Annotated in this window: 20 protein-coding genes and 1 riboswitch; of the genes, 7 read left to right on the forward strand and 13 right to left on the reverse strand. The window is 56.4% G+C overall.

Annotation, left to right across the window (positions count from 1 at the left end; all coding sequences use genetic code 11):
* The first annotated feature begins 6 nt into the window (after positions 1-6).
* The gene (locus tag NSS64_RS26455; protein ID WP_341142086.1) at positions 7-1,056 is read left to right on the forward strand and encodes a cation diffusion facilitator family transporter; all 1,050 of its coding nucleotides are present in this window, start codon (positions 7-9) and stop codon (positions 1,054-1,056) included.
* A gap of 378 nt (positions 1,057-1,434) precedes the next feature.
* On the opposite strand, the gene NSS64_RS26460 is transcribed toward NSS64_RS26455, so the two are convergent.
* The 8 genes from NSS64_RS26460 to NSS64_RS26495 form a co-directional block, all read right to left on the reverse strand.
* A complete protein-coding gene (locus NSS64_RS26460) occupies positions 1,435-1,800 on the reverse strand; it encodes an ArsR/SmtB family transcription factor (RefSeq protein WP_036732785.1) in 366 nt (121 codons plus the stop codon).
* A gap of 107 nt (positions 1,801-1,907) precedes the next feature.
* Positions 1,908-2,645, reverse strand: a complete 738-nt coding sequence (locus NSS64_RS26465) for an ABC transporter permease (protein WP_341142087.1) — start codon at positions 2,643-2,645, stop codon at positions 1,908-1,910.
* 2 nt (positions 2,646-2,647) lie between these two features.
* Positions 2,648-3,364, reverse strand: a complete 717-nt coding sequence (locus NSS64_RS26470; protein ID WP_340945119.1) for an ABC transporter permease — start codon at positions 3,362-3,364, stop codon at positions 2,648-2,650.
* On the reverse strand, positions 3,361-4,272 hold the full coding sequence (locus NSS64_RS26475; RefSeq protein ID WP_341142088.1) for an ABC transporter ATP-binding protein: 912 nt from the start codon (positions 4,270-4,272) through the stop codon (positions 3,361-3,363). Before NSS64_RS26475 ends, NSS64_RS26470 begins: the two co-directional genes overlap by 4 nt.
* Positions 4,273-4,350: 78 nt before the next feature.
* On the reverse strand, positions 4,351-5,769 hold the full coding sequence (locus NSS64_RS26480) for a sensor histidine kinase (protein WP_341142089.1): 1,419 nt from the start codon (positions 5,767-5,769) through the stop codon (positions 4,351-4,353).
* Positions 5,766-6,440 (reverse strand): response regulator transcription factor, encoded by a 675-nt coding sequence (locus tag NSS64_RS26485; RefSeq protein ID WP_340946767.1) that lies wholly within the window; start codon positions 6,438-6,440, stop codon positions 5,766-5,768. The genes NSS64_RS26480 and NSS64_RS26485 overlap by 4 nt, the downstream gene beginning before the upstream one ends.
* Before the next feature lie 99 nt (positions 6,441-6,539).
* Positions 6,540-7,574: an EAL domain-containing protein gene (locus NSS64_RS26490; RefSeq protein ID WP_340945126.1), complete on the reverse strand. Its 1,035-nt coding sequence runs from the start codon at positions 7,572-7,574 to the stop codon at positions 6,540-6,542.
* Between the two features lie 210 nt (positions 7,575-7,784).
* Positions 7,785-8,204: a pyridoxamine 5'-phosphate oxidase family protein gene (locus NSS64_RS26495; RefSeq protein ID WP_340945129.1), complete on the reverse strand. Its 420-nt coding sequence runs from the start codon at positions 8,202-8,204 to the stop codon at positions 7,785-7,787.
* Between the two features lie 160 nt (positions 8,205-8,364).
* Here NSS64_RS26495 and NSS64_RS26500 point away from each other — a divergent pair, with 160 nt between their 5' ends.
* The 6 genes from NSS64_RS26500 (at position 8,365) to NSS64_RS26525 (ending at position 14,455) form a co-directional block, all read left to right on the forward strand.
* Positions 8,365-9,543, forward strand: a complete 1,179-nt coding sequence (locus NSS64_RS26500) for an MFS transporter (RefSeq protein WP_341142090.1) — start codon at positions 8,365-8,367, stop codon at positions 9,541-9,543.
* 47 nt (positions 9,544-9,590) lie between these two features.
* A complete protein-coding gene (locus NSS64_RS26505; RefSeq protein ID WP_341142091.1) occupies positions 9,591-11,042 on the forward strand; it encodes a hypothetical protein in 1,452 nt (483 codons plus the stop codon).
* A 72-nt stretch (positions 11,043-11,114) separates the two neighbouring features.
* Positions 11,115-11,225: riboswitch (TPP riboswitch) on the forward strand.
* A 148-nt stretch (positions 11,226-11,373) separates the two neighbouring features.
* Positions 11,374-12,447 carry an ABC transporter substrate-binding protein gene (locus NSS64_RS26510; RefSeq protein ID WP_341142092.1) on the forward strand — a complete coding sequence of 358 codons (1,074 nt, stop codon included), beginning with the start codon at positions 11,374-11,376 and terminating at the stop codon, positions 12,445-12,447.
* Positions 12,448-12,498: 51 nt separating this feature from the next.
* The gene (locus NSS64_RS26515; RefSeq protein ID WP_209994420.1) at positions 12,499-12,792 is read left to right on the forward strand and encodes a thiamine-binding protein; all 294 of its coding nucleotides are present in this window, start codon (positions 12,499-12,501) and stop codon (positions 12,790-12,792) included.
* Positions 12,789-13,550: an ABC transporter permease gene (locus NSS64_RS26520; protein WP_340945142.1), complete on the forward strand. Its 762-nt coding sequence runs from the start codon at positions 12,789-12,791 to the stop codon at positions 13,548-13,550. Before NSS64_RS26515 ends, NSS64_RS26520 begins: the two co-directional genes overlap by 4 nt.
* 80 nt (positions 13,551-13,630) lie before the next feature.
* Complete coding sequence (locus NSS64_RS26525; protein ID WP_341142906.1) at positions 13,631-14,455, forward strand: ABC transporter ATP-binding protein; 825 nt, start codon at positions 13,631-13,633, stop codon at positions 14,453-14,455.
* A 660-nt stretch (positions 14,456-15,115) separates the two neighbouring features.
* Here the strand turns inward: NSS64_RS26525 and NSS64_RS26530 are convergent.
* The 5 genes from NSS64_RS26530 to NSS64_RS26550 all read right to left on the reverse strand — a co-directional run bounded on the left by NSS64_RS26530 (position 15,116) and on the right by NSS64_RS26550 (position 19,381).
* Entirely contained in the window at positions 15,116-15,718 is a 603-nt protein-coding gene (locus tag NSS64_RS26530; protein ID WP_340945144.1) for a response regulator transcription factor, read from the reverse strand.
* Positions 15,715-16,866 carry a sensor histidine kinase gene (locus NSS64_RS26535; RefSeq protein WP_341142093.1) on the reverse strand — a complete coding sequence of 384 codons (1,152 nt, stop codon included), beginning with the start codon at positions 16,864-16,866 and terminating at the stop codon, positions 15,715-15,717. The genes NSS64_RS26530 and NSS64_RS26535 overlap by 4 nt, the downstream gene beginning before the upstream one ends.
* Positions 16,867-16,872: 6 nt before the next feature.
* The gene (locus NSS64_RS26540) at positions 16,873-17,610 is read right to left on the reverse strand and encodes an ABC transporter permease (protein ID WP_340946770.1); all 738 of its coding nucleotides are present in this window, start codon (positions 17,608-17,610) and stop codon (positions 16,873-16,875) included.
* Positions 17,610-18,521, reverse strand: coding sequence for an ABC transporter ATP-binding protein (locus NSS64_RS26545; RefSeq protein ID WP_341142094.1), 912 nt, complete (start codon positions 18,519-18,521; stop codon positions 17,610-17,612). The genes NSS64_RS26540 and NSS64_RS26545 overlap by 1 nt, the downstream gene beginning before the upstream one ends.
* Positions 18,522-18,793: 272 nt before the next feature.
* The gene (locus NSS64_RS26550; protein WP_341142095.1) at positions 18,794-19,381 is read right to left on the reverse strand and encodes a TetR/AcrR family transcriptional regulator; all 588 of its coding nucleotides are present in this window, start codon (positions 19,379-19,381) and stop codon (positions 18,794-18,796) included.
* Positions 19,382-19,388: the final 7 nt, after the last annotated feature.

Genomic DNA, 19,388 nt, shown 5'->3' on the forward strand with positions numbered 1-19,388 from the left:
TACCTAATGAACAATTCCAAAATGAACAACGTTAGACCTTCCGGGCAGCACCAGCATGCAGCAAATTCGAACAGACATGGATCGGAGCCCCCCGGTCATGAGAATGCAGAGCATACGCACAACGATTCACATGCTCATTCGCACGCTGGCGGGCATTCGCATTCCCACTCCCATTCACATTCCCATGCACCGGATAATAAGAAAGGCCTGCTGATCGCCTTAATCATCACAGGCGGTATTATGTTTCTTGAATTCTTCGGCGGCCTGCTCACCGGGAGCCTGGCTCTTTTGTCCGACTCGGGGCATATGCTCAGCGACACCGCTTCCCTTGCCCTTAGCCTTGTGGCCATGATTATCGCGGTGAAGCCGGCATCCTCCAAGAACTCTTACGGCTTCCACCGGTTTGAGATTATGGCGGCTTTGTTCAACGGGGTGACCCTGTTTGTAATCTCCGGATTCATTATGTATGAAGCGTTCCAGCGCTTCTCCGCCCCTCCGGTGGTAGCCAGCGGAACAATGATGCTGATTGCCAGTGTCGGACTGCTGGCCAATCTCGTCAGCGCATGGTCGCTGATGCGCAAAAGCGGGGCTAAAGACAACATCAATATCCGCAGCGCTTATCTGCATGTGATCAGCGATGCTCTCGGCTCCGTTGGAGCGCTGGCGGCCGGTCTGATTATGAACCTGTTCTCCTGGTATGTGGCAGACCCTATCATCAGTGTGCTGGTCGCCCTGCTCATCCTGCGCAGCGCCTGGGGTGTCATCAAGCAGGCCTTCCATATCCTTATGGAAGGAACTCCGCTTAGCGTGAATGCTGATGATGTCGAGAAGGCGCTACTGGCAATTGAAGGGGTTCAGGATGTGCATGACCTGCATATCTGGACCATCACCTCCGGCCTGGATGCTCTCAGCGGTCATCTGCTGATCAAGGACGGGATGAATTCGGAACAGGTACTGCAACTGGCACTTAAAATGGTGGAAGAGAATTTCGGCATCCGGCACACCACACTGCAGATTGAGAATTCCACTGTGAAGCACGGTCATCTTCCGGTCTGAGGAAGAGGGAGTACGCGGAGAAGGGTGAGGGAGTGTGAGAGTCCAAGCGAGTCCGTGAGAAGCCGAGAAATTTGAGGGAGTACGAGGAAAACCTAACGATTCTGTAGGCCTGCCGATTGTATGCTGTTTTCCACATACATTCGGCCACTTGCCCTCACAACGACCGATTGTATGCTGTTTTCCACATACATTCGGGCCACTTGTCCTCACGACCACCATTTGTATGCTGTTTTCCACATATATTCGAACCACTTGCCCTCACGACCACCAATTGTATGCTGTTTTCCACATATATTTGCTTTATCGCACATCATAATATAAAAGGGCTGCCCCAAACCATTACTGGCGTTGGGACAACCCTTTTCCTATCAGGACAATCTATTCATGCCGGATATGCTCATGAGTCTGCAGGAAGATCTGCTCCACATGTGCATCGTTCAGCGAATAATATACGGTCTTGCCTTCCTTGCGGCGCTTCACAATCCGCAGGTTCCGCAGATAGCGGAGCTGATGGGAGACTGCCGACTGTCCCATATCCAGTATGGAGGACAAGTCATGCACACATAGCTCCTGCTGGGATAACGCGTAGATCAGCCGAACTCTTGTCGGATCACCCAGTGCCTTGAACATTTCTGCCATCTTATCTGTGATCTCACGGTCCGGCAGAATCAAGGCCATAGATTCCGGTTCCAGTTCGGAACCATTACAGGTGTTGTCGCATTCTTCAAGTGCCGCTGGTTCCATGCTCCCGCCCTCCTCCATATGCTCATCCGGCATCACCGGCGCTTAATAGTATCTTCTACGATTAATTATAGAAAAAATGGCGTCCAATGTCCATGGAGAAGGGAATCTTATACCGCCTTACGCCAAAAGGCTATCAAGCCAGCACCCAGGAACAGAAGCAGGCTCCCCGCCACGACAATCATCAGGCTCTCCAGCGGCAGGTTGAAGGCGCCGAACCGTTCTTCGCCGAAGGGGGACATGGCCAGCGTCGGCTGCACCCATGGATAATAAGGACCGTAGGTGGAAGAATTGGCAATCAGTATGTTAGGAATGGTGAAGCAGACATTCAGCGCAAGCGGGGCGCCAAAGCTGCTCCAGCCTTGAGATATCGCCAGTTGCAGTGCAGCCAGCGGCAGGCAGGCAAACCAGCCTCCGAACAGGCTGTTCAGCAGCAGCCCCCAGGGAACTCCCCCTTCTGCACCCCGATACCATCCCACTCCCAGAACCCCTGCAAGAAACAGCAGCTGAACCGCACCCAGCAGCGCTACAATTAATGCATATTTGGCAAAATATACGGAGGTCCGTGTAACCGGAAGCGCCAGGAGCTGCTTCCAGCCGCCGTCACTATGCTCATTGCGGCAGATTAAAGCGGCGAAGAGCCCAGAGAGTACCGGAAGAAACAGCAGCGCATGTACCGCTGACATTGTGCTCAGCAGAACCTGCCAGGTTATCACCCTATCCTCTTGCATGTCCGAAAGCGCGCCTATCGGCAGAGAGACCAGCGGACTGAGCAGAATTAACAGCCAGGTGCGGAATCCGGCTATCTTCATGCCCTCCGCAGACAATATTCGCAGGAAAGTCCGCATATTCAGTCCACATCCTTTCGCGCGAAATGTATGGCTCCCGGCAGTAGTACCAGGAGTCCAAGCAACAGACCGGCTCCGCTGAACAGCCAAGGACGCGGATCGCTCCAGGCCAAGGCCGGCCAGGAGAGCGGGACCCATTCCGTGAAGTACACACCGAACGGGCTGACCAGCGAGAGTGTCAATCCCAACGATACCGGAAGGGTCTGGTTCCGGCTGGATAGAGAGAGCCACAGCTGAAGTGCAATAACAGGCATGGCCCCAGCGTAAGCGGCGAAGCCCATCCGCAGGATGTCCGCAAGCGGTATCGGCTGAGCGCCGAAGCCGAGCAGCAGCCCGAGGACGACAGTTCCTGCTGACAGCAGCAGGCAGGACACGATAAGCAGCAGCAGGCAGAGCAGCAGCTTCGCCATGAACACAGCCGTACGGGAGACAGGCAGCGCCAGAAGCTGCTTCCATGAGCTGGTCTGATGTTCGACATTCGCAATCAGAGAGCAGATCAGTGTACCGCCCAGATATAGGGCAATCGGCACGAAGGGCACGATCTCACTGAGCAGGCCACCCCACAGGTCCTCCCGGTACTGCCCGCGAAGGTAGTCATAACGGAGGCCGAAATTCAGTCCCTGCATGGCGATGAGGCCCAGCGGGCCAAGGAAGGCGAGGAACCATATACCTTTGCCGCGTATCTTAAGCCAGTCCGCCGACAGCGCACGCCACATCATAGCTCCTCTCCCCCAACCACCTGCAGGAAGAATTCCTCCAGAGATTGCCTGTGCTCCTCTACCCTGTAGATTGCATGGCCTTCCTCGACCAGCTCTTTGACCAGCAGCGATACTCTCGCATCACTCATCCGGGGCAGGACCAGCCGGCCTTCCTGCAGCTCGCCGCCGCAGCCGCGCCGCACCGCCGTCATCAGCGCAGTCTCCGGCTCCGATAACGCAAGGCGCAGATGGCCTGCCGCCTGCTGCTGGAGATGGGAAATGGTATCCTGGTAGACCATCTGTCCCTCGCGGATAATGCCGACCGTACCGGCCATTTGCTCAATCTCGCTCAGCAGATGGCTGGATACCAGAACCGTAATGCCTTGCTCTCCAGGCAGCCGCTTAATCAGGGAGCGGATCTCCTGTATGCCTGACGGGTCCAGTCCGTTGGTCGGCTCATCGAGAATCAGCAGCTCCGGGCTGCCCAGCAGGGCTGCCGCAATCCCCAGCCGCTGCTTCATGCCCAGCGAGAAGCCCTTGACCGGCCGCTTCTCCTCCCCGGTAAGCGCTACGATCTCCAGCACCTCGGCAATACGCACCTTGGGCACACCCAGAATGCGACGGATCGCCTCCAGGTTGTCCCATGCACTCAGATGCCCGTAGTAGGACGGCGATTCCACCAGCGAGCCTACCTTGCGCAGAATCTGCATCCGGTTCGCACGCAGCTCCTTGCCGAAGATTTCAATGCTGCCGGAGGTCGGCTTGATCAGGCCGAGCAGCATGCGGATGGTTGTTGTCTTGCCGGCACCGTTCGGTCCGAGGAAGCCGTAGATCTCCCCTTTTGTAATATTGAGATTCAGGTTCTTCACTGCCGCACGGCCGCGGTATTCCTTAAGCAGATTTCTTGTCTCTATCACTGTATCCTTCATTCTCTTCACCTCGGTAACAGCATAACGCCCCAAGGTTAAAAGCACAGAAGCAGCCGGTTTAAATTTTGTTTAAATTGTTCAGGCGTCCCGCTTCCAGATCACAACCTCGGTACCCTTCGCTGTACTCTCCATGCTCCACTCCAGGTCCATCCGCTTCAGCAGCAGGTCGACAATGGACAGTCCCAGACCTGCTCCGGCGGAATCCGTGCTCTGCGCAAGGCCGCCGCCGTGATCCGAGATGATAATCACCCGGTTGCCCTCACGGATCTCCGTAAGAATGCCTACATATAATCCGCTGCGCGCATGACGCAGAATGTTCTGAAACAAATTATCCAGCACTCTGCGGAACCAGCTGTCATCGATCTCCCAGTACAGCGGCGCAGCCTCCAGATCAATATCGATCCGGTACCCCTCCTTCTCCCAGACGGGATACCAGGCGGCGGCGCTCTCCCGTACCAGTCTCAGCACATCCCGGCGTTCCAGAGTCAGCGCGATGCGTCCGCTGTTCAGCAGATTGTAGGACAGCAGGTTCTCAATCAGGATGCCCAGGCTCTCGATCCGCTGATCCATCAGCTCAAGGGAGGACTGGCCGTGCGGTGACAACGGCTCCTTGCCCAGTACATGGAGGTGGCTGCGAATGACGGTCAGCGGAGTCCGCAGATCATGCGACAGATCGGCTACCAGCCGCTTGCGCAGCGCCTCTTCTTCCGCCTCTCTGGCACGGCCTGCCTTAAGCTCCGTCACCATGGTATTGAATGCTTCCTCCAGATGCCCGATCTCATCCGGCTTCCCCGGCGGAACAATCTGCGGCAAGCCCTCCTGCCCGGTGAACGCCATAGCGGTCTGCAGCCGCAGCAGCCTTCTGCGGATCATGATGAAGAAGAGCCAGGAGCTGGTGATGAACAGAAGGAAGAACACCAGCATGGCCATCGTATACCATTTATCCAATCCTGCCGCATACTTGCTCTCCGTAATATCCTCAGGAATCTGCATAACCATGAAGCCCTCGGCGGCCTCTGCCCGGTCTCCTATAAATGCGACAATCGCCAGCGGCTTCAGTGCCGCACTGTCCTTCATGAAGGATACCGCTTCAGCGGCGCTCCACCGGCCGGGAACAGCCGGAGCCTCTCCCGTCTGGAGCAGCGGCGGTCCTGAGGGCTCTGTCACCAGCTGGGTTATGCCCGCATGATCGACCCAGAATATTCTCGACAGCGGGTAGGCTTCGCTTAAGGCCGACAGCCGCCGGGTGATATCCGCAGGGGACTGGTCAAGGAGCTTGCGGGCTTCCTCATGCCACATCATCTCCAGCGTATCCACACTGGAATACTGCTTATACTCCTCGGGTGGACTTGTATGAGTAAGCCCCCCGAAGATACTGTACAGAGCAATCGTCAGCGGAATAACAACCGGCACGAACAGCAGTGCAGCTACGATAATGAGCAGATAGCGAAAAAGCAGCGAACGGTGCAGCAGCTGGAAACGCCCTGCCCTCTTCACCCTCTCACCCGGTAGCCGATTCCCCTCACCGTCTCAATAATCTCCGGCGCGGCCGGATCAAGCTCCAGCTTCTCGCGCAGATAACGGATATGTACCATCAGCGTCTTGTCGCCTTCGATGTAGCTCTCCCCCCAGACCGCCTCATAGATCTGCTCCTTGGTCAGAATCTGGCCCAGATGCCGCAGCAGATAAGAGAAGATCTGAAACTGCTTGCCGGTAAGCATAATCTCCCGTCCGGTCGCGGCTTCCGTGACCACACTGCTCCCCGGTCTGACAACCAGATGCTTAAGGGTCAGCTGAGCGGGCGCGGCAGCTCCGCTTCTTCTCAGCAGAACCTCGATTCTCGCCGCCAGCTCATCGGGATGAAACGGCTTGGTCAGATAATCATCCGCGAAGTCCAGCCCCTGAAGCTTATCGTCAATGGAAGTGCGCGCCGAGAGCATCAGAACCGGCAGCTCCGGATAGGCCCGCTTCAGCCGCTGGCCGACGGTGAAGCCGTCCAGCCCCGGCAGCATCACATCCAGAATCGCAAGCTGGCAGCCCTCTGCAGCTTCAAGCGCCCCGTCTCCGCTCTCCAGCCAGCGCACAGCATATTCCCGTTCCCGCAGGTCTGCCGCTACTACACTGCCGATCTCCCGGTCATCTTCTACGTACAATAGGGTTACACTCACGTTGTTCTCCGTCCTTTCTTTCTTCAACTGGCAAAACAAATCCCCGGATACCGGCAGTCTTGAGGTCTGCCGGTATCCGGGGAGAATCATACTTGCTGTTCAGGCCGTAATTCCGAACCTTCCCGGCGGCTTATCCTCCGGCAGCCCGAACAGATAGCCTTGTCCCAGGTCCATACCGAGATCACGGCAGACCAGGAATTCCTCACGGCGTTCAATGCCTTCAGCCAGCAGGCTTGCACCGAATTCGCCAGCCCTGGAGATAATCTCTCTAAGCATCCGCTGCTTCCCCTCATCCCGGTCACAGAAGCTGATCAGGCTACGGTCAACCTTGACATAATCCGGCTGGAGGCTGGACATCAGCTCAACCGTCGAGTAGCCCGCGCCTACATCATCCAGTGCAACCCGCATCCCCTGCTGGCGGTATTCGGCGAAGATGGCGCGCAGATGTGCAATATCGCTGATCTGCTCCGTCTCCACTACTTCAAATACATAATCCTCCGGGTTCTGGTCCAGCCTCCGGATCGCCTCGAAGGTATGAGTAAGACAATACTTGGGATTATAAATAGAAGAGGGCAGGAAGTTAATGAACCGCTTAATGCCCTTGGGCAGCAGCTTACTGCCGGTCTCTATCGCCGAGATCCGGGCGGCCCGGTCAAGGAAGGAATGAAACCCTGTCCGCCGGGCAATCTCAAACAGCTCATAGGGCTGAAAATAACTGCCCTGGGGCAGCGGGCGCAGCAGAAATTCAAAGCCGACAATCTCCTCGCTGAAATTCACAATCGGCTGCATGTGGCTGCAAAAATCATGGCTCATAATGATGGACACCAGATTCTCGTTAGCGAAGCGGACCTTCAGCTGATCGAAGGTCAGCCACCGGTCCGGAGCCGCAGGGGCACCTTTGCTCTTAACGCATACGGATAAGGAGTCCGCTATGTCCTTAGCCGCCACTAGCATTTCTATCAGCTTCAACAGCTCTTCCTTACGATGATATGGAATGATACAGGTCTTGCTTGTCTCAAATGCTTCATAACCGGCATTCCGGATGGCAGCAGCCAGCGGATCAGAGCAGGGGCGGAGCTTCAGCTCCCCTTGATCCTCTATCGGGTCGATGTCAGCACAATCAACACAGTTCATGGCAATCCCCTCCGCCTCATGATGTCGATAACCTGAGGCCATTATAGCATGATTCCTCCGGCACGATCAGGAAAGAAGCCGCAAAAAGAGCCCCTTATGAACCATGAAGGTCCGTAAGAGGCCCGGATTGCCGGGCTATGCAGTACTTAGGCTTAGGCGGGAGATTCACCGGTTCCCGGCCACCACAATCCTTTTACTGGAGACAGCCGATTAAGACTGCCATACCCCGTGCTCACCGTTCTTGCCCATATATTCAATCCGTGAAGGTGACAGCTCAAGAATGACATAATCGGGATCATCCGGTCCCTTGAACCATTTCTCCAGGGACTCATTCCATACCTTAGAGCGCAAGCCGTCATCCTTCGTCACGGCAACCGTAGCTTCAATCTCCAGTACATCCTTGCCGCCGCCCTGTTCATAGCCAAGCAAGAGACAAGCATTAGGATTATCCTGAAGCTCTTCTACCTTATGCGTCTTGCGGTTAGTTGCGAGATAGATGGACAGCCCGTCATGAAATACCGCCATGTAACGCACCTTAGGCTTGTTACCGGCCTCAATCGTGCCGAAGGAACCGAACCTGTTGTCGTCCAGCACCTGTATGATTGTTTTCTCCAGCTCTTTGTTATCCATTGACGTCACAGCTCCCTTCAAAATTCATGTGAATATAAGTTTATATATTCACGTCCTTGGTTTGGATTTATGATTAACCTGTGCCTAATATAGTGTACCCTTCCCGTTCATTCTGAATCCCGCCATCTGTTCATAAATTGATTCATAAGGAGTCTTATTCTTGAAAAAACTAATCTGGATCGGCTGTCTCTCCTATTTCGTAATCGGCCTCGCCCATGTTGTGCTGGGCTCCATTCTGCCAGTGCTGCTCCAGCATTATGACCGCAGCTACAGTGCAGGGGGCGAGCTGATCTTCAGCCAGTTCGCGGGCTTCCTGGCCGGCGTACTGGTCTCGCCGCTGCTGAACCGGCGGTTCGGCAAGCGCGGCGGCATTCTGATTGCCACCGGCCTGCTGCTATGCGCCGAGATTGCCTATGCCTTCCTCCCGCCCTGGGGCTGGATGTACGTAATTGCCGTAGCCGCAGGGTTCGGCTTCGGGATGATCGAAGCCGTCATCGGCACGATTATTATAGCCGCAGTCACCGAAGGAACGGCCGTTGCCATGAGCCGGCTGGAGGTGCTGTTCGGTGTCGGGGCGCTGCTCATGCCGCTGGCGGCCAGTCCGCTGATTGCCGCAGGGCAGTGGAGGCTGGCCTTCCTGATCGTTGCCGCCTGCTCCCTCCTCTCGCTGCTCTTCTGGGCGAAGAGCAGCTTCGGCCCGCTGGACAGCGCGCTGAATGAGCGGCCTGCCCGCCCTGACCGCGCTGCGGCAACGGGAACCACCAGAAGATTGTCCTTGCCCTACAAGGGCAATCAATGGGTGGTGCTTGGCTTGTTCATTCTGTTCTTCTTTCTTTATGTAGGCACTGAGATGAGCCTGGTGAATTTCATGCCGGCGATCTTCATCGCGAAGCTGGGCATGAGCGAGGCCGCGGCTGCACTCACGGTGACCTTCTTCTGGCTCGCCATGTCGGCGGGCAGACTGTTCGCCGGTGTCATCGCCGAGAAAATTTCCTACCGCATCTATGTGCTCGTCAGCTGCTTTGCCGCTTTGCTGCTGCTCGTTATTTTCCCGTTCGCCGGTCACCGGCTTGCCGCTTTTGCGATCATCCTGCTGCTTGGCCTGTTCATGTCCGGCATCTTCTCGATCGCGCTGGTCTTCTCCAGTAAGCTGCTGCCCGGCGCGGAAGAATCGACGCCCAGCATTATGATCGCCTCCGGCGGAATTGGCGGCGCAGTACTGCCGCTGCTGACCGGCTGGTCCATGGATCATCTGCAGATCGCCCAGACCTCGGGACTTTTGGCCGCTTTTGCCGCGCTGTTATTCGTGCTGAGCGTAACCGCCTGGAGAATTGGGTAATTGAAGCTACAAGGTCCGTATTCTGCGAATAAGGATGGAACCCACCCATGGCTATACCGCATTCCGAGCCCACTCTGCATACCGCCTTGCTGCAATTCATTTTCCCCTTTTCGATTAAGGCGGAAGTCGATCAAGAGCTGATTGAGAGTCTTCAGGAGGATGGATTTACGCGTTTTTTTCTGGAGAACAAAGAACTGGAGCATTCCTATTATGGAGAGAATCACTGTGTATCCCATGAGAAAATGGAGCGCAGCTATCTTCCGTTTGCCGCTCATGTCTTGTTTCCGCGTGAGAAGGACAGGGATTCCTTCCGCCGCTTTTCCCGGGCCAATGATCTGCTGTGCGGGCTGCAAATGCCCTTCCAGACGATTCCCTTCCACGTGCTGTCGACCGATGTGTTCCTCTGCCCGTTCGAGCTGGGCTTCCTGACGGTAAGAGTGGCTATTGAGGAGGAGAATCTCCCCTTCAGCATGGTGCTCGAATTCGCCGACCGGTTCCGCAACCTGGAGGATGTAAGCTTTCAGGATGAGCATACCTTCATCCATTGTCATAAGAAGTCTTTTGCCCGGGTAGAGGACTTCGTGTTCAGGCATCTGGCAGCCGGGCTGGAGCCGTATCTCGATCCTGCAGAGACGAATGGCAATTATTTCGAGACCCTGCCCTTCTTCGTCGATGAACGGATGCTGGTGCAGGCCTTCTACGGCGTTAATCTCCCGGAGGATGAGGAAGAGATCAGTGTCGAGCTGCTCTACCGGGCCTCCCAAGTGGACGGTCTGAGCATCGACGGCACCCCCTATATGAGCGCAAGTGATCCAGACTATATCAAGCAGTATACCCGGGAGCATTGCTATAGCCGCTGGGGGCCGGACACCTACTATATGACCAATGAGCAGACCTTCTGCTGCGTGAGCCGGGCGAAGCCGGAGATTGCCGCCCAGCTGATCAGCCAGATGTACGGCGAGTATTATTACGGAATGCTGCTGAGTATTTTTCATAAAATCGTGCTGCTGAAGCTCGCCAACCTCCACTCCCGGCTGCGCATCAACCACGACAACGACGAGATCGAGAATCTGATCTTCCTGATCAACAAATTCTCGGCCAAATTCTATTTTCTGGAGCTGATCTCGCAGTCGCAGGGGCGGGAGATTTTTTTTCAGCTGCGTAAGGTGTATGGCAATGATGCCTTGTTCGATGAGGTGAAAATGACCCTGAATGACCTGTTCCAGTACCAGGACAAATTCCAGGCCAAACGGCGGGATACACTCCTGATGGTGCTCACGGTATTCACGGTCATCAGCGGGATATACGGGATGAATCAGGTCATCGAGGATCTGAAGGGCCAGATCGACTGGAGTAAAATGCTGGAGTACTCCGCGTTCGAGTATCTGGCTCTGTTCCTGACCTTCTCCGGGATCACCGTCAGTGTCGGCTTAACGCTGAGAGAGATCTGGAACGGCATCCGCAGCCGCCGCAAGAAGCGGCATTATACGAGGGATTAAGACACAGAGGGTGGACAACGGCAGGACTGCCGTCTATAATACACCGTAAGAACATAGCAATACCCGTGAACTTTATAGAACCAGGGGTGCTGGAATTGGCCGGCTGAGATTGTATCCCACAAGATACTGACCCTTACACCTGATCTGGATAATGCCAGCGTAGGAATCTTCATTCAGCACAGTGCCTTGAGCGGTACTGAAGCTGAATCCCCTCACGCAAGTCACTGGCGTCCCGATCATCGGGACGCTTTTTTGATTCTAAGGATGTACAGGAATAGGGTTTCTGTAAGCTCTGAAGACCAGGGGTTGCTGGAAGGAGAGAAAAAGAGAAATGGGAGTCAAAAAAACAGGACTGCTGCTGATCAGCTCCATGCTGGTTCTCGCGGTCGCGGGATGTGGCGGCGGGAACAACAGCGGCAATGCGGGGGCCAGCGCACCTGCTGCCGGTAACAGCACGGCTGCACCTGATGCAACCGCAGCCGCACCCACGGATGCACCTAAGGCTCTGACCCCGGTCAAGATTGCCCTGGACTGGACGCCGAACACGAATCATACCGGCCTGTATGCTGCCAAGGAGCTGGGCTATTACGCGGAGGAAGGTCTTGATGTGCAGATTGTACAGCCTGGTGCTGCCGGTTCCGACACAATGGTCACTTCTGGTGAAGCCCAGTTCGGCATCAGCGCCCAGGAGGCGCTGACCCTGGCCCGTCTGCAGGATGTGCCGCTGGTATCGATTGCTGCAATCATTCAGCATAATACCTCGGGCTTCGCGGCTCCGAAGGACCGCAATATCAAGACGCCGAAGGATTTTGAAGGCAAAACGTACGGAGGCTGGGGCTCCCCTGCGGAGCAGGCTGCCATGAAAGCGATCATGGACCCCGAAGGCGGGGATGTCTCCAAGGTGAAGCTGGTGAATATCGGCGAAGCGGACTTTTTTACAGCTGTGAAGCGGGATATTGACTTCGCCTGGATCTTCTATGCCTGGACCGGCGTGGAAGCGGAGCTGCGCGGGGAGCCGCTGGATATGCTGTATCTGAAGGATTACGCTCCGCAGCTGGATTACTACACACCGGTGCTGACCACCAGCGAGAAGGAGATCGCCGAGCATCCTGAAGTGGTGAAGGCCTTCCTGAAGGCTACGTCCAAGGGATATCAGTACGCTATCGATAACCCGGAAGAAGCCGCGACGGTCTTGTCCGATGCTGTACCTGATCTGGACCCCAAGCTGGTGCTGGCCAGCCAGAAATGGCTTAGCCCGAAATACAAGGACGACGCCCCGCGCTGGGGTGAGCAGAAGCTTGAGATCTGGAAGAATTACGCCGACTGGATGTACGGCCTGAAGCTGCTGGATAAGCCGCTGGATGCGGAGAGTACGTTCACGAATGAATTTTTGCCGGAATCATAATGAGCCCGCATGGCGGGAATCTTATACCTAACTTGAAAGGAATGATTGATCATGGCTAACACACTGCTCAGCATTCAGGTAATTCCCAAGACACCGAACAACGAGGATTCCATCCCTTACGTAGACAAGGCTATAGAGGTCATTCAAAAGTCAGGCGTGAAGCATCAGGTGAATCCGCTGGAGACTACCATGGAAGGCGAGCTGTCCGAGCTGCTGGATATTGTGCGTGACATGCATGAGGCGCTGATCGCTTCCGGCAGTCCTAGTGTCATCTCACAGATCAAGATCGCCCATAATCCGGGCGGCATCAGCATGGATAAGCTGACGGAGAAATACCGGCCGTGAGAAGCACCTGGAAGCTAGTGTGGCCGCCCTTTGTGGCGGTCCTCTTTTTTGTCGGGATATGGCAGCTATCGGTCATGCTGTTCGACATCCCGGCTTACCAGTTGCCCAGCCCGTCGGATATCGCGCGTGAATCGAAGAACAACGCCTCCGGGATCTGGGAGCACACCGCCGCCACGCTGCGGCTGACCCTGATCGGCTTCCCGGTCGGCACAGGCATCGGCCTGCTCACCGCCTTGCTGCTGCATCTGCTGCCCTGGGTCAAGCGGGCGATCTATCCGCTGCTGATCCTCAGCCAGAATGTGCCCTCCATTGCGCTGGCCCCGCTGCTGATTATCTGGTTCGGCTTCGGCCTGCTGCCCAAAATCATCCTGATCACCCTCGTCTGCTTCTTCCCCGTAGCTGTTGCAGCCATGGGCGGACTGGCCCAAAGCGACCGGGTGATGATGAACTATATGAAGATGGCCGGTGCGGGCAAGTGGCAGATCTTCACCCGGCTGGAGCTTCCCGGCTCCTTGCCCTCCCTGTTCTCCGGGCTCAAAATCTCCGCCACCTATGCGGTGATGGGCGCAGTGGTGGCCGAATGGATCGGCGCCGACAAAGGGATCGGCTACTATATGCTACTGCAGAAGGCCTCTTACCGTGCGGACCGGATGTTCGTGGCCATCGCCATTATCGTGCTGCTGAGTCTCGTATTATTCGCGCTCATTGCCCTGCTGGAGAGATGGCTGGTGCGCTGGAAGCCGCGCAAGGAAGCTTAACGTGTACGGAAGAATCATCCAAAACGGAAGTAACCATAATGAACTGAAGGAGGCTGGACGAAGTGTCTGAGCTTACGAGGATTGAACTGGAGAAGGCAGACGGAGATAGACGCCTGGGTACACGGAGTGTGCCGCCTGCGCTCGAAGTCAGCGGCATCAGCAAGTCGTTCCAGCACCGCCGCCGGGAGACGCAGGTTCTGGATCAGGTGTCCCTGACCGTGGAGCCGCAGGAATTCGTCTCCATTGTCGGCCCGTCCGGCTGCGGGAAAAGCACGCTGTTCCATATCATCGGCGGCCTTACGCTGCCGGATACCGGAACCGTGAGCATGAACGGCATCCCGGTGACCGGGCAGCGCGGCAAGATCAGCTATATGCCGCAGCAGCCCGCACTGTTCCCGTGGCGCAGCACACTGGATAACGTCCTGCTTGGCGCCGAGCTGCAAGGCGCCCCGCAGCGGGAGGCCCGCGAGGCTGCGCGCCACTGGTTGGCGAAGATCGGCCTCGGCGGCTTCGAGCGGGCCTACCCGCACATGCTGTCCGGCGGCATGCAGCAGCGGGCCGCCTTCCTGCGGGCCATGCTCGCGCCGCAGGAGCTGATGCTGCTCGATGAGCCGTTCAGCGCGCTCGATGCGCTGACCCGCGAGCAGATGCAGCGCTGGCTGCTGGAGCTGTGGGAGGAGAACCGCCGCTCCGTGCTGTTCATCACCCACAACATCGAAGAGGCGCTGCTGCTCTCCACCCGCATCTACGTCTTCTCCGGGCGTCCCGGCTCCGTCCTCCACACCGTGGAGGTCCCGTTCCCGCGCCCGCGCCGCGAAGAGATCGCCGATTCGCCGGAGTTCCTCCGGATGCGGCGCCAGCTCTCAGAGTGGATGCGCGAGGAACAGGCGAAGAACCAGAGCTAAGAGGGGGTGCTGCGCTGGTGACTTAGTTGTAACGGTTGCGCCCCTTGCTATGGTAACAACAGTCCTCGTGACTCGGCACTGCCTTGTCAGTAGCGGTATAACTCTTCCTGATTGTATTTACTGCAATAGAATCTGCTATATTCCAGTCTAAATTCACTTCTGCTGTATTTCGTACATAGGGAGCATCTGTTGTAGAAAATACAATGGGCTAGAACAAACTCAGGTGGTGTAATGTAAGTTGCGAACCACTTCACCCGTGTAGTTGTAGTCTGTGCAATTAAAAACAGTAAAAAGGATCGCTCGTCTCCTATAACTGTAGTCTGTACAACTAAATCTGCCCGAATGAGTGATATCAAGCTATAAAAAGCAGGTTAGTTGTACGAAATGCAGCTATAGGGATCATTAATGATCTATCAGACGATTTAGTTGTATGGAGTGCAATTAAGTATACCGCATGTACTGGTACCCCTTAGGCCCCGCCACTACTCAAACCCGCACATCCGCACACCCATCTGACCATCCATCATCCATACATACATCTCGCACCCAGTATACTCACCGGCACTTGTTGCACTACTTCACTTACTGCACTCACTACACTACTTGCACTCATGGCACTACCCTCACTTACCCTCACTTACCTTCACTTACCCGCCCGTCCTACATCCAGCCCTTATCCTCCGCCAGCCGCACGGCTTCGATCCGGGTCTTGACCGCAAGCTTGCTGAGGATCTCCGAGATGTAGTTGCGAACCGTGCCATAGGAGAGGTGGAGCGCCGCGGCGATCTCTCCGGCGCTGCGGCCCGCGGCGGCCAGCTTCAGAATCTCCCGCTCCCGGTCCGAGAGCGGGTTCTCTTCGCGCAGGCTGCCGAACACCAGCTCAGGCGAGACCTCGCGCCCCCCGGCCATCACACGGCGGATGGCATCCGCCAGCTTATCCACCGGCTCATCCTTCAGCAGATATCCCTGGATTCCGGCCTTCACCCCGCGCTCGAAATAGCCGGGACGGGCGAAGGTGGTCAGGATAATAATCCGGGTGGCGCAGCCCCGCGATTTCAGTATCTCAGCCACCTCCAGGCCGCTCATCAGCGGCATCTCAATATCCATTAGACACACATCCGGCTGGACACGTTCGATCAGGGCCAGCGCCTCCGCCCCGTCCCCGGCTTCACCCGCCACCTCAATATCCTCCTCCAGATCAAGCAGCGATGCCATCGCACCGCGCAGCAGCCGCTGATCCTCGGCAATTATGATCCTGATCATGCCGTTTCCCCATCCTTTCCATCCTTAACTACTCTTGGTGTGACCACTCTCAGCATGGTTCCCCCGCCGGGCCTTGGAGCAAGCGTCAGCGAGCCGTCAATCAGGGCCAGCCGCTCGCCCATCCCCTTCATGCCGTTGCCGTCCCGGCGCTCCGTCCCCTCCGAAGCGCTGGCATCTACCCCTATGCCGTTATCCTCCAGCGTAATCTGTACCTCCCCGGGTGTCATTACGATGCTAATCCGGCACTGGTCCGCACGGCTATGCTTGACGATATTGGTGATTCCCTCTTTGATGCACAGGCTGAGAATACTCTGCGTCAGACCGGACACGCCCGGCAGTGCCGCATCTCCCTCTACCTCTAGCGCGATCTCCGCACTGCGCAGCATCTCCGCAGCCTCGGCCAGCTCTTCGGCGACTGAGACCGCTCGCATCTCCGAGACCAGCTCCCGGACCTGGCGCAGCGCGGCCCGCGAGGTCCGCTGGATCTCACGGGCCTCCGCCTGCGCCCGCTCGGGATTCTTGACGACCAGCCGCTCGACAAGCTGGCTCTTCAGCGTAATCAGCGACAGCGTGTGTCCCATCGTATCGTGCAGATCACGGGCGATCCGTACCCGCTCCTCGCGCTTGACCATTTCCTTGATCCGCTCATTGGCCTGGTCCAGCTCCTTCTCCAGCACCCGCCGCCGGTTAATCGAGCGGATGCCGAAGGGAGTCACCAGCATCATCATCAGAAAAGGCAGCATGAACAGAATGTCCATGCTCTGATACTGTACCAGGGACAGCAGGAACATCGAGGCCAGCATCGCCGTAAATATCGTCAAGGCCCGCCCAAAGTTGCGTGAATCGGTATACCAGCCGATGAAGTTGCTGGTGAAGAAAGCCATATATAAGTTGAAGGGGCTATACCCTATAAATAACACCACAATAATCAACATTTGCAGTCCCAGCCAGGCCGAGTAGGGCTTGCCCTCCGTCCAGTAGAGCTGACGGTACGTAACCAGGAACAGCAGGACCAGCGCATAACCCGCCATCAGCCTGAGCCCGCTATACCCCTGAAGGTTAAGAATCGGAAACACCAGATAGATCAGCCAGATATAGGGGAAGAAGCCAAATCTTTTGGGAAAGACCCGGAACTGCTTAAGAGCCATTGTACATTACACCGCTTCCTGTTTTTTTCGGATATAGACCGATAATAACATAAACACGGCCAGGTAACCGAGCAGCAGCAGCACTGCCCTCCACTGCGGGGACTCTCCCGCTACAATCGCCCAGGCTCCATTTCCGTAATTGTAAGACGGCAGCCAGTGCCCGATCTTCTGCATCAGCTTAGGCATAATCTCCAGAGGCATCCACATGCCCCCGGCCACCGCCAGCCCCATATAGAGCACATTGCTCACCCCGCTGGCCGTATCCACCCGCTTCATGGACCCGATAATTGTACCCAGCGCGAGAAAAGGCAGCGAGCCCGCAAGCAGCCACAGTCCGCTAAGCAGCCACTCCGAAGCAGTCAGCGATACTCCGTTAATCAGATATCCGGCTGAGAAAATACACAGAATCGAGAACAGATGCATGATGCTCTGACCGAACATTTTGCCGAAAAAATATACCGAGGACGGCAGCGGAGTAATGCGGATAAACGTATTCCATCCCTGCGTCTGCTCCTGCACCAGCCGGATGCCAAGCGTCATAATCGCCGAGCCCATCACGCTGAAGGCCGCCATCGACATCAGATAATGCGCCTGCCACTGCTTCGTATCGTCCGTCCCCGTATTCACCACCCGGGTGAAGATGAAGTAGAACATAATCGGCATGAGCAGCGACCAGAATACATAATAGGGGTTGCGGATAATCCGCAGCAGCTCTGCCTTGCACTGGGCTATCATAGGGTTCATCATACTGCCGCCTCCTCTTGATTCAGGGTCAATTGCTCGAACGCTTCATCCAGCTTCCCCTGGTCGATCCGTACATCCTGCACGGCCAGCCCGTTCACGAAAATAGCCCGCAGCGCCTCATCCGTATTCCCTGTCGTCACATGCAGCCGTCCATCCTTCTCGTAGCAGCCTTCCACGGCTGGCAGCTCCAGCAATTGACTGTGCAGCAGCGCCGGGTCGCCGGACGCCAGGAAGGACAGCGACTTCTTGACCAGTCTCGCCTTAATCTCGTCCGGGCTTCCGTCCGCCGCCAGCACTCCCCGGTTGAACAGCAGAATCCGGTCCGCGATATCCTCCGCCTCCTGCAGATAATGGGTGCTGAACAGAATCGTCTTGCCCTGATCGGCCAGTCCCCGCACCCTCTCCCAGAAATGCCGCCGCGCTGTTGTATCCAACCCCACCGTCGGCTCGTCAAAAAACAGCAGATCCGGGTTGCCCGCCAGCGCCAGCGCGAAGCTGAGACTGCGCTTCTGCCCTCCGGAGAGCTTCTCCGCGTAGCGGTTCAGATCCGCCGCCTGAAGCCCCGTCGCCTGAAGCAGCACCTCCATCTCCATCGGCTGCGGATAATAGCTGCGGATCAGGGCCAGAAGCTCCCGGACCTTCAGCCGGTCCATGACACTGACCTCCTGGAGCATGGCTCCGGTCCGCTGCTTCACCCTGACGTCTGCCGGCTTAAGACCGAACACCTTCACGCTGCCCTCCGAGGGCTCAAGCAGACCCAGCAGCATCGCCAGTGTAGTGGTTTTGCCGGCTCCGTTAGGGCCAAGCACCGCTGTGATCGAGCCGCGGCTAATCGTGAAGCTCACCTGCTTCACCGCTTGCTTCTCCTGGAAGCTGCGGCTGACATTGTTCATTTCAATAACATGTTCCATCGTGTATCCCTCCGTGTCCTTCTGCCCTCTTGGCTATATTGCTATAGTACCGGAGACCGGAGAGAAGCATCAGTATGGACTGTCATTGATTCAAAGTGACAACTGTCACCCGGCAACAAGTGGAAACGGCTTTACCGTCCTTTAAGGACGGTACCGTTTCAGCGAGAAATAGAAGGATAATTTATCATGTGAAACATATAAGTTCTTATATTTAAATAAAGCGCTCCTGTCCACGATTCCGTTATCGTAGCAGGAGCGCCTCCGTGTGCCTATTACTCAAACCTCAATTGCCCAATCGCCTGTTCCAGCATGTCGTTCAGCGTCTGTCCTCCGGGAGTTGCGCTTACCCAATGAAAAACCGCTGTGCGTATCGCTGCCATGAGCAGCGCGGCCAATAAGTCCGGGTAAAGGTCGAGCTTCACATCCTTGTGTGTACGTTCCGCGATCACCTTGGCGAGCTCCCGCTCAATCTCGATCTCCACCTTCCGTGTCGCGCCGAACAATGCCGGATCATCACGGAGAAGGACGATACGCGCATACCACTGCCGGTCTGTGGTCTCGGCGAATCCTTCAAGCACAGCGGCCCGAATGGAGTCCTGCAGCGGTTCACCGGATGGACGGCCTGCAAGGGCAGCCGCTATCCGCTCGGAACGCTGATAAGCATTGCCGACCATTGCAGCCTCTTTGGAAGCATAATAGTTATTGAACGTCCGCATGGAGACATTCGCAGCTGCGGCAATATCCTCCACCCGGACCTGACTGGCCCCTCTCTCCATGGCTAGACTACACGCTACATCGCTTAGCGTCCGCCTGGTCTCTTCTTTCTTGCGTTCTCTCAAGCCCTGTTTCTCAGTCGTCATGGCACTC

The sequence above is a fragment of the Paenibacillus sp. FSL H8-0122 genome, from assembly GCF_038005345.1.
GTDB lineage: Bacteria > Bacillota > Bacilli > Paenibacillales > Paenibacillaceae > Paenibacillus_AQ.

Excerpts from the sequence above, each read along its gene's own strand:
- NSS64_RS26455 (WP_341142086.1), top strand. The coding sequence starts at position 7 with ATGAACAATTCCAAAATGAACAACGTTAGACCTTCCGGGCAGCACCAG.
- NSS64_RS26460 (WP_036732785.1), bottom strand. The coding sequence starts at position 1,800 with ATGGAACCAGCGGCACTTGAAGAATGCGACAACACCTGTAATGGTTCC.
- NSS64_RS26465 (WP_341142087.1), bottom strand. The coding sequence starts at position 2,645 with ATGCGGACTTTCCTGCGAATATTGTCTGCGGAGGGCATGAAGATAGCC.
- NSS64_RS26470 (WP_340945119.1), bottom strand. The coding sequence starts at position 3,364 with ATGATGTGGCGTGCGCTGTCGGCGGACTGGCTTAAGATACGCGGCAAA.
- NSS64_RS26475 (WP_341142088.1), bottom strand. The coding sequence starts at position 4,272 with ATGAAGGATACAGTGATAGAGACAAGAAATCTGCTTAAGGAATACCGC.
- NSS64_RS26490 (WP_340945126.1), bottom strand. The coding sequence starts at position 7,574 with ATGAACTGTGTTGATTGTGCTGACATCGACCCGATAGAGGATCAAGGG.
- NSS64_RS26495 (WP_340945129.1), bottom strand. The coding sequence starts at position 8,204 with ATGGATAACAAAGAGCTGGAGAAAACAATCATACAGGTGCTGGACGAC.
- NSS64_RS26505 (WP_341142091.1), top strand. The coding sequence starts at position 9,591 with ATGGCTATACCGCATTCCGAGCCCACTCTGCATACCGCCTTGCTGCAA.
- NSS64_RS26510 (WP_341142092.1), top strand. The coding sequence starts at position 11,374 with ATGGGAGTCAAAAAAACAGGACTGCTGCTGATCAGCTCCATGCTGGTT.
- NSS64_RS26515 (WP_209994420.1), top strand. The coding sequence starts at position 12,499 with ATGGCTAACACACTGCTCAGCATTCAGGTAATTCCCAAGACACCGAAC.
- NSS64_RS26530 (WP_340945144.1), bottom strand. The coding sequence starts at position 15,718 with ATGATCAGGATCATAATTGCCGAGGATCAGCGGCTGCTGCGCGGTGCG.
- NSS64_RS26535 (WP_341142093.1), bottom strand. The coding sequence starts at position 16,866 with ATGGCTCTTAAGCAGTTCCGGGTCTTTCCCAAAAGATTTGGCTTCTTC.
- NSS64_RS26540 (WP_340946770.1), bottom strand. The coding sequence starts at position 17,610 with ATGAACCCTATGATAGCCCAGTGCAAGGCAGAGCTGCTGCGGATTATC.
- NSS64_RS26545 (WP_341142094.1), bottom strand. The coding sequence starts at position 18,521 with ATGGAACATGTTATTGAAATGAACAATGTCAGCCGCAGCTTCCAGGAG.
- NSS64_RS26550 (WP_341142095.1), bottom strand. The coding sequence starts at position 19,381 with ATGACGACTGAGAAACAGGGCTTGAGAGAACGCAAGAAAGAAGAGACC.